Genomic DNA, 11,922 nt, shown 5'->3' with positions numbered 1-11,922 from the left:
GCGGGCTGGACTGCACGGTGCCGGGTCTGCGCGCGGCCGCTGCCCCAGGTGCGGACCCTTTGGCCCTGACCCGGGCGGAGTTGGCTACGCTGCTACGCCTGGTGGAGAGGCTGTTCGGTCCGGGCTGGGAGCACCAGGACGGTACGCGTACCGCGCCGGGGCTGCTCGCCCTACGGCTCGGCCGCGGTGCTGCAACCGACCGGCTCGCGCTTGTTCTGCTGGTGCTGGAAGCGCGTGCGGACGGTCGGGTCCGGCTCTGCGGCGGAGCGGTGAACACGCGCGTCGGCCGTCCTGCGGCAACGGTCGCGCGCCTGGTCGGCGGAGGTGTCCACGCGGGTGCCCGCGTCTTGGCGCGCCTCCAGAGTGCGGGGGCGCTGGAGCTGGTCCGCAAGCCGACCGCGTCCGGGCTGGCCGCGCGCGGGGAGATCCGGATTCCGGCGGTGGCTGCGGCGCACCGCGCGACGATCAGCACGGGAGTTCGCTGGCCCGCGATTTCAGACCCCGCAGTTGCGGCAGTCAGGGTCCAGGCTCCCGCCGGCGTGAAGGAGTCCCAGGTCACGGCGGTCCCGCCAGGGCGTGTCCTTGAAGCGGGAGAGCCGGACGTTACGGCAGACCTGCACACCTCTCACGCCCCGGTGGTTACTGCAGGAGTAGAGGGTGAAGGTTGGGGTGTGGTCTCCGGCGAAGCCGCGTCGGGGTCGGCCACCGTTGCCGGTGGTGCGCGCGAGCGCGCGATGACGGGCTCCGAAGTCGCGTCTCTGCCCCCTCGGAGGGCGGCCGAGGCAGGCGCGCTGCGCGCGGAGGGACAAACCACTTCCAGCTCGCCCTGCGCTGAGGAGGAGCAGCGCTCGGGCGGCGCGCGACCGGGTACCTGGTGGGAGGAGTCCGCACGGAGCCGCGTGCGCGCCGCGCTGGCCCCAGTGGCGTTCGTACTGGACGCGATGACGCCGGGCCAGCGCGCGGTCGCCGTGCGGGCTGCCGAGGCCGTGCTGTGTACCGTTGCGCCTGACTCCCTCGCGGCGCAGCTCGCGGGGCGGGTCCGCCCGATGAGCACGAGTGGGCCGTTGGACGACCGGGGAGTCATTCGCAGCCCTCTCGCCTGGCTGCTCTCGCAACTTCCGTCGGTCACGCTGTGTGGCCGCTGTGGGATCCGCCGGACCGCCGGGCGCCCGTCGGCGCGCGGCGCCGTGTGCGACCAGTGCGTATATGCGGCGTCCGCCCCGGAAAGGGTGGCGCGGATCTGCCCGGTCTGCGGACGTCTGGAGCAGGAGTTCGACGCCAGCGGACAGTGCGGCAGGTGCGAGCACCGCCAGGTGCTAGAGCGGGCGGGCGATCTGGCGGCCGAGGCAGCCGATGCCGTCCATGGCCACCGGCCTGGTGTCGGCGCGGTGGCCCGCCGAGCCGTCCTGGATGCTGCACGGACGGCGGCCGCCGAGGCTGAGCGCTCGGGCGCCGACCCTCTGCTGCAGGAGCTCGCCGCTCGCTTGGCCGCGCAGAATGCGGCCGAAGAGTGGGCCTCTGGCTGCGGCATTCCAGGTCTCGCTGGCCAGGACGCGCCACGCACGGAGGAACCGGAAGGCTCGCCGCACGTGGCATGGGCCGCACGCATTGCCGCCATCGCCCGCTGAGCCTCAGCACGGCGTCTGCGACGGGGAAGGCGAGGGTCATCGGACCGCGTTTCCTCTGGACATTCGCGTTTGTCCAGGGGAAAGCACTTTGCCGTTGCCGATGGACAACTTCTGCGGCCGCACCGTCCTCTGGCCGTCGCAACCACCGTCGCGCGCTTGGTGCCTGTGATCACTCGTCAGGGGCGGCCTCTCCCGCCTCCCCCAGCCAGTGGTCGAGGTAGTACCAGGTGAGGGTGCCGTCGTGCTCGGGACCTAAGCCGCGCTGACGGTCGGAGAGCGATTCTTCGAACGCGGACACGGCACCAGCCGTGGCACCGCCCCGGACGCTACCCGCCGGTGCACCGTCGGGACCGGCCGAGCGGCCAACCCGGTACATGCAAGCCTCGCAGCCTGAAGAAGCCCCGGGATCCGTGAGGCACTCCCATCCCGCAGCCCGTTCCCTCCGCCCCAGATAGCCGCGGCCGTCCTTGTCCATCGCCGCGCCAGACACGTGGCGATGGACACGTAGCGCCGCCGAGCGCCGCGCGGCCGCGACCGAGCGAGTGGATCCCCCTCGCGGATCCCCTGGACATCGCACCGCCCGCGCGGCTGTCCAGACGGCTGGCAAGGGGGACCTCGACACCTTGGCGTCATCACCCCGATCGACGCGAAGGGACGGCCCCGGACATGCACCCGACCTCCGCCGGCACCGAGTCCGGCCCCCACGACTCCACGGACATGCGGATGCACCGCGCTTGGCGGCAGATGTGCGAGGACCCCCGGGCCGAGGTGGTCGTCGGCAGCTGGGCCGCCGAGAGCGAGCTCTTCTCCGACTGCACCGGCACCGGCGACGTCCTGGAGCTGCTGAACGCGCTCTACCGGGCCGGCAACTGGACGGGCCACGACGCGCTTCTCGCCGCGCTGCTCGAGCGCGTGCCCCGCGGCGGCTACGACGGCGAGGTCGCCTGGCTCGTGACTGTCCGTGCTCTGTTGCCGAAGGCGGCGCGGATGGCCCGCAGCCAGATGCGGCCGAGCATCGACTTCGAGGAGGCGTTCTCGGTCGTTGTCGGTGCCCTCTTCGAGGTCGTGCGTACCTACCCGCTGGAGCGGTGCCCGCGGAGCATCTACGCCGGCCTCGTCCTGCGCACCCTCACTCTGGCCCGCCAGACCCTCGGGCACCTCCTCAACGATGCGCCCCTTCCCCCCGACGAGGTCGCCGAGATCGTCGACCGCCGACCGGTCGGCCACGAGCTGGGACCCGAGGAGCGCTTCGAGCGCCTCAGCCTGCTGATGGACGCCACCGAGCTGCAGCTGCTCGGCAAGGACGACCACGAGCACATCCACAGCGGCACCGCGCGGGCCGAACTGCTGCACCTGGTCGTCTGGGCCGTCCGCACCGGCGTCCTGCAGCCCCACGAGGCGCAGCTGCTGGCCGGCTACTACGTCGACTCCGATCACCGCGACGGCCGGACCCCACGGTCCATCGGCTCCGGCGGTGACCGCGTCCGTAAGGCCCGCTCCCGGGCCGTGAGCCGGCTGCGCGCTGCGGACCACGACGCCTACTGGCTGGTCGCATGACGCCCCGTCAGGCCTGCCGTGCTTCGTCTGCCCAGCGCTCCGCGTACCCGTCCCCTGAGAGGCACCACGTGATCCCCCATCAGACCGAACAGGCGCAGGCCGCGGCCGTCGACGCCGATGCCCGCACCGTCGTCGAGGCCCGGCGCCTGGTCCGTCGCCTTGCCACCGCACTGGTCACCGCGCCCTTTGACGAGGCCGCCCACGTCGAGCTCCAGACGTTCCTCGCCAACGGCGCCGCCGAGGCGCGCGCCGCTTGGCGGCGTCTCAACACGCTCTCCGACGAGGAGCTCACCGCGAGGGCGCGCACCGCCGTCGTCGGTGCCGCGGCCAGGGGCCGGAAGTGAAGCGCGGACACGGCCGCCGGAGCCGCGCGGAGCGCCGGCGTGATGCCGACCTGCGGGCGGCCGAGCTCACGGACCAGGTCGAGGACCCGGAAGAGGACGGGGCCGCCGGGTGGAAGACCAGCACCGCCACGATGGCCGGGGCTGCGCGGCTGGCCAGGATCGGCGTGTGGGCGGCGCTGCTGGCCGGTCCTCTGCTCGGCACGGCTGCGCTGCTCGGCGGCTCGAGCGGCGCCAGCCCCGCACGGCCCACACCAGCCGCTTCGGTCACCGCGGCGTCGGGCATCGGCCCGGCCGGCTTCGCGCAGCTGTACGTCCAGGCGTACCTGGCTGCCGGCACCGGCACCGAGAACAGCCTGGCTCCCTACTACTCCGGCGCCCTCGCGCTGACCAACCCGCCCGGATCCCGCAGTGCCAGCACCACGGTGGTCATGGCGAGCACCCAGGTCTCGCCCGGCTACTGGTCGGTCACAGTTGCGGCGGACGTCGTCGCCCGTCCCAAGGGCGGACCGGCCACCGACACCGGACTGCACTACTTCCAGGTCGGCATCCAGGCAACGGGCCCGACGAGCGCCGGCGGGCCCCAGCAGGCCACCGGGGCCGTCGGCTACACCGCCACCGCGCTGCCGGCTGAGGTAGCCGCCCCCAGCACGCTACGGCCGGGATCCCTGGCGTACGGCGCCTTCACCCTCAACAGCTCGGACCCCGCGCAGTCCACCGTCAGCGGCTTCCTCGCGGCGTACCTGACCGGCACCGGTCAGCTCGGCCCGTACACCACTCCCGGCGTGGCCATGAGCCCGGTCAGCCCGGTGCCCTACTCGTCCATCACCGTCGCCGGGATCAGCGACGACGATCCCCGCGGGTCCAGCGGCAGCACCGCTGTGCCCGCCGACGACACGCTGCGCCGTGTCCTGACCCAGGTCAACGCCACCTCCGGTGCAGGGACTTTCCCTCTCACCTACGCGCTCACCCTGCGGGCCCGAGCCGGCCGCTGGGAGGTCTACGCCGTCGACCCCGCGCCGCACCTGGCCGTCGGCGGCGCTGCCACGGCGCCCAGCCCGGCCGCCGACATCACCCAGACTCCCGCCGCCGCGCCCGCGGCGACGGCCTCCCCGGCAACCCCTTAATGAGGAGCTCCGCACCATGCCTGCATCCGTGCCTCCCGCCGACCGCGTCCAGCTGGCCGGCGACATCATCACCTGGGCCAACACCAAGATCACCCAACTGAACACGCTCGCGCTGGCCGCCGCCGTCCTGATGGCGATCATCGCCGTGCTGATGTCCTGGTGGAGGACGCGTAGCTTCGTCGCCACCCTGGTGGCCCTCGTCCTCGCCGGCCTGGTCGTCTGGGCGGTCAACAACATGACCACCATCCAGACCAAGGTCGGCACCGAGGTCGCCGTCCACGCCCCCGCCGCCGTACCGGCTGTCCCCGGCTCGGACCGTGACGGCCTGGCGACGGCGTGAGCACCGCCGGCGACGAGGCCCTGATCGGCCGCTCCTACACCCGGGCGCGGCGCAGCCCGCTGGTGATCGGAAAGCTGCCCGGGGCCGGCAGGCTGCCGGGCGGCCCGTACACGATCACCCAGATCGTCACGATGGTCCTGACCTTCGTGGCGCTGATCGCCACCAAGGCGCTCTGGGCGTACTTCGGGCCCGGCAACGTGCTGTTCCTGATCGTGGTGCCCTGGGGCCTGGCATTTGCCCTGCGGTACGCGCGCATGGACGGTCGGGACCCGGCCCGGGCCCTGCTCGGGGTCTTTACCTACGCCTCGACCCCGAGGGTCGGCCGCCTGGCCGGTCGGCCCGTTCGGCCACGCCGCCCGGCTCTGGTCGACACCCGGATCACGGTCGCTGCGGTCGCGCCGGCTCCGGCGGCGGCTCCCGAGCCGCTGCCGGCCCGGCGGCCGGCCCAACCGTCTGCGCCGTCCGTCGCCGCTCTCTCTCAGGCCTCCCGTCCGAGGCACACCGCACCGCCCGAGCCTTCCGGCCGCCCAGCGGCGACCAGCGCGGCCGCTGTCTCCCGGCCTCGCGCTACGGAAGCCCGGCCGCGGGCCCAGATCGCCGGGTCGAGCGCCCGGACCCCGGCCGCACGCACCGCCCTGCAGGACCTCCTCGCCCAGCTCGGCGAGGACTGAGCGCCTTCTTCCTGACCTTCCACCAGCTCTTCGGAGGACGACATGCGTCTGCCCGTTCGCCACATCAGCGGTAACCTCATCTGGACCACGAGTGCGTCGGTATGGGGCGTGTGGCGCGTCGAGTCCGACAACTATGCCCACGCCAGCCGGCAGACCAAGCGCGAACGCCTCGACCAGCTCGAGTCGCTGTTCAAGGCGCTGCGCGGCGAAGTGATGCTGCTCAGTCTGTGCCCGCAGGTCGACGCCGCGTCCGTGGTGGACCGGATGACGTCCGGCGTGGACTTGGACCGGTCCCCGGAGCTGGTCGATCTGTCCTGGAAGGTGCTCCACCAGCTGGAGGAGCTCAAGCTGACCAGCCGCGTCGACTTCCTCGCCCTGCCGCTGTCGCACGCGGACTTCAGGGAGAGCCTGCGTGCGGTCACCGCCTCGGCGGCCTCGGAGGTGATGGGCTCGCTCGGGCTCCTTCCGCCGGCGGTCCCTGCGGACGAGGTCGCACGGCGGCTGAACCAGGCCCGGCGGCTGGCGGCGACCTGGCCCTCCGGCGTGCGGCTGCGTCCGGCCAGCGAGGCGGAGATCCTGTGGATCTACGCCCACAGTGCGCGGCGCGGGCTGGAAGAGCCGCTGCTGCCGGAGGACGGCGCGCCGCGAGGCATCCGCGGCCGCGGCCGCACGGTGGCCGCGCACACGCAGGTCCTCCTGGACGAGGGCGGCCGCGGGCAGTTGCCCTCGAAGGCGCCCACGAACCCGCTCCGGCACCGGTACGTGCGGGCCGAGACCGAGTACGGCAGCAGCTACCAGGCGTTCTGCGTGATGTCGGAGATGCCCGACTCCTTCGTCTTTCCTGGCAGCGAGTACCTGAGCGCGCTGGATGAGTTCTCCTTCCCCATCGACTGGGTCGTGAGGTTGAACATCGAGTCTGGTGCCAAGGCGGAACCGCGTTCCCGGCGCCGCGCCAACGAGCTGGCCCACCAGTACACCGAGTACGACGGCGACGTCGCCGGCGTGCCCGCGCACCTGGACAAGGACGCCGCGTCGCTGGACGAGTACCGCTCCCGCCTCACCTCGTCCTCCACCGAGGTCGAGATCCGGGCGAGCGTGGCCATGTGCGTGTGGGGCGACTCCCCCGCGGACCTGAACGAGCAGATGTCCGCGCTGCGCAACCACTTCGGCGGCTCCGACTACACCCTGGAGCGCCCGGCCGGCGACCAGGTCAACCTGTTCCACGCAATGCTGCCTGGCGCCCGCAGTCCCCGGGTGATGAACGACTACGCGCAGATCCTGTTGGCCAGGGACTTCGCGATGGGCATGCCGTTCTCGGGCCAGGGCCTGGGCGACGACGCGGGCAGCCTGTTCGGTCTGCAGCTGTCCGGCGGCGGCGTGCGGCCCGTCCTGATTGATTTCTCGCACGGTCCGCGGGTCAACGTCGCGGCGAACGCCGCGTTCATCGGCGAGCTCGGCTCAGGCAAGTCCGTCGCTCTGAAGTCGGCGCTGTACTCGATCCTGTCGACGGGTCACCGCCTGGCCCGGGCCGCCAGCCGCGGCCGCGGCCTGGTCATCGACCGCACCCCGCTGCGCGAGTGGGTCCGGTTCGTCGAGGCTTGCCCCGGCACCACCCAGGTCATCGACGTCGACGAGAACGCCGGCCTGTCCCTGGATCCCCTGCGCGTGTTCACCGGCCCGCGCGCCGCCCGGTACGCGGAGAGCTTCCTGACCCCGCTGCTGGACATCGCCTCCATGTCGATCGAGGGCGTCACCCTCGCCGAGGCCATCGAGGCGACCAACACCAGCGCCAACCGCAGCATGTCCGGCCTGATCGACACCCTCGTCGAGCGCGCCCGCACCGCCGACCCCGATGAGCCCAACGACAGCGCGGTGCGCGCCGCCGCCAGCGAACTGGTCCGCAAACTGCGCTCCCTGGCCAAGAAGGACCTAGGGAAGGTCGTCTTCGACCCCACCCTGCCGGTGGTGCGGGTTTCCGACGCCGACTCGATCGTCTTCGCCGTCTCCAGCCTCAAGCTGCCCACCAAGGAGGAGCTCGACGAGCACCGCCTCTCTCGCCTGGAGGTGGAGAAGAAGTTCGGCTGGCGGCTGATGTACCTGGTCGCAGCGCTGTGCAGGGAGATCGCGTTCCTGTCCGAGGACGAGTTCACCGGCGTCTTCTTCGACGAGTGCTGGTGGCTCTCCAGCTCGCCCGAGGGCCTGGACCTGATGCTCGAGATCGTCCGCGACGGCCGCAAGCACAACGCCGGCCTGTTCGCGGCCTCGCACGACCCCGACGACATCGGTCCGGACAACGAGCAGGGCGAGAAGATCCGCGGTCTGATCACCCATGTCCTGGTATTCCGCCAGCGCTCGCGTCAGCTCGCCGCGCGGGCGCTGGAGTTCCTCGGCCTCGACGGGACCGACCCGACCATGCTGAAGACCATCACGGAGGGCCTCTCTCCGGTGAACGTCTCGGACCATGAGCGGGCGATCCGCGCTGGCGAGTGCCTCTACCGCGACCTCAAGCGCCGCATCGGCGGCATGAAGGTCTTGATCCCCGCGGACGAGCAGGCCGCCGACGCGATCCACACCACCCCGGGCGAACTCACCCTCGCCAAGGGCCGTTCATGAGCCGCACGCCCGCCCGGACCATAGCGCCACGTGCCGCCCGCCGTGGCGGCCGCGGGCGGCGCCTGGCGGTGACCGCGGTGCTGATCGGCCTGTTGGTCGCGCTGTTCACCACGATCGCCTGGGCGGACACGCCCGTGCCGTCCCCGCAGCCCGGACCGAAGCCCTCGGCGCCCGGCTCCACCCCGACCGCCACGGCGACCCCGACGCCGACACCCGTCCCGACCGCCACGAGCCCGTCCGATGTCCCCCCGATCAATCCCACGCCGTCTCCCGGCGCCACCGGCGTCCACAACGGCCCGGGGCCCGAAGTGAACCTGGCGGCCCCGCCGGAGAGCGGCAGCGGGATCCTCGCTCCGTTCAACGGCCACGACGAGTACGGCGCACCGCTGCAGGTCTACGACGTCGACGTCGACACCGGCGACTGGGACGACTTCGACCTGAAGATCTGGGGCTTCCTCACCTCGCTGTTCTTCACCATCGCGAAGTGGCTCATCGGGTTCGTGTGCTGGCTGGTGACCTGGGCCCTGAACTTCGGCCTGGCCAAGATCATGGTCACGCCGGTCGCCGAAATCTCCGCCACGATCCGCGACCAGGTCATCAACCGCCTCGGGCTCGTCGGCTTCTTCCTCACCCTCGCCGCGCTGTACGGCGGCTGGCACATCCTGTTCCGGCAGCGGGCCCGCGGCTTCGCGGAGGCCGGCATCTCGCTGGTCATCGCCGCGGTCGCGGCGACTGTGCTGCTCTCCCCCGCCCAGGTCCTGCTCGGCACCGACGGCGCGCCGGCCGCGCAGGGATCGGACATGCTGCTCAGTAACGGCGGCCTGGTCGGCAAGTCCAAGGACCTCTCGCTGCAGGTGTCGAACCTGGTCCTCTCCAACGACCCGAGCACCTCGTCCAGCAACCCCGACTCGGTGGCGTCGCCGATTACCACCGGGCTGATCAACGCGTTCGTCGTCGCGCCCACCGAGTTGATGACCTACGGCCGGATCTTCACCGGCGACTGCGCCAAGGCCTACGCGGTCTACAGCATCGTCGTGTACAACACCGACCACCTGCCCACCGGGGCGGCGTTGGAGACCCGCTACGTGAACCAGGTCAACGACGCCGCGAACAGGTTCAAGGACACCTGTCAGACGAAGGCCGGTGCGCAGAAGGCCTCGGCCGACACCGCATTCAGCGCCCTGTTCGTGGCGGTCGCCGCAGTCATCTGCGTCATCCTGATCACCCTGGTCGCCGGTGGTTTCCTGGTCGCTCAGGGCTGGGTGGCATTCGAGGCCATCCGCGCGCCTTGGGCGCTGACGGCCGGCATCCTGCCCGGCGGTGGCCGCGCCGCCCTGTGGCGCTGGGTGAGCGCCATCACCAAGGCCGTCCTCTCTGTGGTCCTGAGCGTCCTGTTCCTGGCGATCTTCATCCTGGTGATCCTCGCCCTGCTGAAGGCGGACACTGGCAACGTCCTGGCCGTCAAGTTCCTGTCGATCGACTTCGTGGCGGTGGCCGGCCTGGCCGGACACAAGAAGATCAAGGAAACCGCGCGGCAGGTCGCCGTCAACATCAACCGCAGACTCGCCAACGCGAAGATGGGCGGCTCCGGCCGCAGTGTCTTCGCCACCCCCGGCCGGTACGCCGAGACCGCGCCGTCCCTCAAGCAGATCTGGAGCGAGGGACGTTCCGAGGCCCGGAAGGTCACGCAGCCGCTGGCGAAGGCCGGCCGGTCCGCCAAGGACCTGTGGGTTGGTCCGCAGCCAGGCCGCCGAGGCGCGGCCAAGGGCGGCCGGCTGGGCACGGCGGTGCGCGCCGCCGCCAACGTGGCAGCTGCGGTCGGCACCGGAGGCACCTCCACCGCGGCGAAGGTCGCCGCCCAGCGAGCAGCGAAGCAGGCCCTTGCCAAGCGCTTGGCCACGCGCATGTCCACCACCCGTGGCGGCCGCGCGACGCTGGCTGCCGGAAAGGCCGCAGTCGGCACCACGAAGTTCGCCGCCAAATACGGCTTTCTCGCCAGCCCTGCAGGCTGGCCGGTCGGCATCCCCCGCGGGGCGGCCGCAGCCAAGCGCGGCGCGAGTACGGCCACCCGCACGACCAGCGCGGCCATGGTCCGGGTGGAGGAGCGGCTCGGCAACGCAGCCAGGAAGAAGTGGGGCGAGGCCAAGGCCTTCGGCACCGAGTACGCGAACAACTCCCGGGCTGCCGGGCGCGCCGTGCGGCGCGGTGCACGGTTCGTCGCGAACTCGGTCTGGGACTCCTCCTCTAGCGCCTCGGGCCTCGACACACCGGCCGCCTCTGCCCGGCGGCCGAACCCGGGCCCGACCCGCCCGAGGGATGTTGCTGCCGCCCCGTCGAACGGCAGCGCGTCGACGGCTCCCGCCACGGACCCTTCACCGGCGCCGGCCCCGCCGCCGGCACCGCCGCGGCGCCGGGCCACCCGCCCGGCCGGGCCGCCGAGCGGGGGCCGGCCATGACGGGAAAGCATTGGGCGCTGCTCATCGGCGCCCTGCTCCTGCCCTTCAGCGGGTTCATCCTGCTGCTGGTCCTGGTCGCGGCGGTCATGGGCGCCAGCATGTCCGCGCACGCCGGTCAGGCTGCGCAGCCCGGAACCGTCTCCAGCGTGGCCGGGATCCCCCCGGTGCTCCTGGGCGCCTACAACGGCGCGGTCGCCAACCTGCCGAAGCTGCGGCCGAACTGCGCCGGGATGACGTGGTCCCTGCTCGCTGCGATCGGCGAGGTGGAGTCCAACCAGGCCGGGGGCAGTTCGATCGCGTCGAACGGGGACATCAGCCCTCCGATCTACGGACCGGCCCTCAACGGCTCCGGGGTCGGCGGGAACACCACGCCGATGTACAACGCCACCGACGCGGAGAAGCAACTCGCGGGTGGTAGCGCCTACGCCCGCGCGGTGGGTCCGATGCAGTTCATGCCCGCCACGTGGATCAGCGACGGGCAGGACGGCAACGGCGACGGGGCCCGCAACCCGCAGAACGTCTTCGACGCCGCGCTGACCACCGCGGCGTACCTGTGCGGGACCGGCAGCGCGGACCTGGGCAAGGGGGACCAGCTGAGGAGCGCGATCCTGCGCTACAACCACAGCCAGGCCTACGTCGACCAGGTGCTGGGGTGGAAGGCGACCTACGACCAGATGGGGCAGAACGCCGGCAACGCACCGGTGCCCGCCAGCAGTGCTCGCGGACAGGCCGTGGTCGCCGCCGCGCAGCGGGAGATGGCGCAGAACATCCCCTATTCCTGGGGCGGCGGTGGAACCGCGGGACCGAGCCTGGGCTTCTGCGACGAAACCAACGGCTACCTCAACGGCGCCTGCTCCGCCTCGCACACCGTCGGGTTCGACTGCTCCGGCCTGTCGCAGTACGCGTACGGCCAGGCAGGCGTCAACATCGCCCGCACCGCCCAGGAGCAGTACGACGGGGCGCCCACCAAGGTCCCGAGGTCGGCCGGCCTCGCCGCCCTGCAGGTTGGCGACCTCGTCTTCTTCAGCCTCAACCCGGCCGCCTCCGGCCAGGGCATTTACCACGTCGGCATTTACGTCGGCGGCGGCCAGATGATCAATGCCGCGCACACCGGAACGAACGTTCGCACCGAGCCGGTATGGCTGAACAGCTACACCGGCGGCGGCCGGTACTAACCACCAACTGCTTC

The 11,922-nt window shown here is 72.0% G+C and carries 9 protein-coding genes and 1 pseudogene; 9 read left to right on the top strand and 1 reads right to left on the bottom strand.

Translation table 11 applies throughout. The features are described 5' to 3' along the window. A pseudogene (locus tag BX266_RS37990) lies at positions 1-1,628 on the top strand (hypothetical protein); the annotation flags it as partial. Positions 1,629-1,797: 169 nt separating this feature from the next. Here the strand turns inward: BX266_RS37990 and BX266_RS40685 are convergent. Next, on the bottom strand, positions 1,798-1,926 hold the full coding sequence (locus BX266_RS40685; protein WP_259465254.1) for a hypothetical protein: 129 nt from the start codon (positions 1,924-1,926) through the stop codon (positions 1,798-1,800). Positions 1,927-2,294: 368 nt separating this feature from the next. Between BX266_RS40685 and BX266_RS37985 the strand changes: the two genes are divergently transcribed. From BX266_RS37985 to BX266_RS37950, 8 genes are all read left to right on the top strand, one after another. After that, positions 2,295-3,185 (top strand): hypothetical protein, encoded by an 891-nt coding sequence (locus BX266_RS37985; RefSeq protein WP_099908897.1) that lies wholly within the window; start codon positions 2,295-2,297, stop codon positions 3,183-3,185. Between the two features lie 68 nt (positions 3,186-3,253). Then, positions 3,254-3,529 carry a hypothetical protein gene (locus tag BX266_RS37980; protein ID WP_099908896.1) on the top strand — a complete coding sequence of 92 codons (276 nt, stop codon included), beginning with the start codon at positions 3,254-3,256 and terminating at the stop codon, positions 3,527-3,529. Then, on the top strand, positions 3,526-4,653 hold the full coding sequence (locus BX266_RS37975; protein WP_099908895.1) for a conjugal transfer protein: 1,128 nt from the start codon (positions 3,526-3,528) through the stop codon (positions 4,651-4,653). The genes BX266_RS37980 and BX266_RS37975 overlap by 4 nt, the downstream gene beginning before the upstream one ends. Positions 4,654-4,669: 16 nt before the next feature. Next, positions 4,670-4,993, top strand: a complete 324-nt coding sequence (locus tag BX266_RS37970; protein ID WP_143687160.1) for a hypothetical protein — start codon at positions 4,670-4,672, stop codon at positions 4,991-4,993. Continuing rightward, the gene (locus tag BX266_RS37965) at positions 4,990-5,664 is read left to right on the top strand and encodes a hypothetical protein (RefSeq protein ID WP_099908893.1); all 675 of its coding nucleotides are present in this window, start codon (positions 4,990-4,992) and stop codon (positions 5,662-5,664) included. The genes BX266_RS37970 and BX266_RS37965 overlap by 4 nt, the downstream gene beginning before the upstream one ends. Positions 5,665-5,706: 42 nt before the next feature. Beyond that, positions 5,707-8,277 (top strand): ATP-binding protein, encoded by a 2,571-nt coding sequence (locus BX266_RS37960; RefSeq protein WP_099908892.1) that lies wholly within the window; start codon positions 5,707-5,709, stop codon positions 8,275-8,277. After that, a complete protein-coding gene (locus tag BX266_RS37955; protein ID WP_259465253.1) occupies positions 8,274-10,733 on the top strand; it encodes a hypothetical protein in 2,460 nt (819 codons plus the stop codon). Before BX266_RS37960 ends, BX266_RS37955 begins: the two co-directional genes overlap by 4 nt. Then, positions 10,730-11,908, top strand: a complete 1,179-nt coding sequence (locus tag BX266_RS37950) for a C40 family peptidase (RefSeq protein WP_099908891.1) — start codon at positions 10,730-10,732, stop codon at positions 11,906-11,908. Before BX266_RS37955 ends, BX266_RS37950 begins: the two co-directional genes overlap by 4 nt. The last annotated feature ends 14 nt before the right edge of the window (positions 11,909-11,922 follow it).

It is taken from the genome of Streptomyces sp. TLI_171 (genome assembly GCF_003610255.1).
In the GTDB taxonomy this organism is placed as follows: Bacteria; Actinomycetota; Actinomycetes; order Streptomycetales; family Streptomycetaceae; genus Kitasatospora.
Note: the sequence above shows the minus strand (reverse complement) of the source record. Positions and strands in the feature narration are given on the sequence as shown.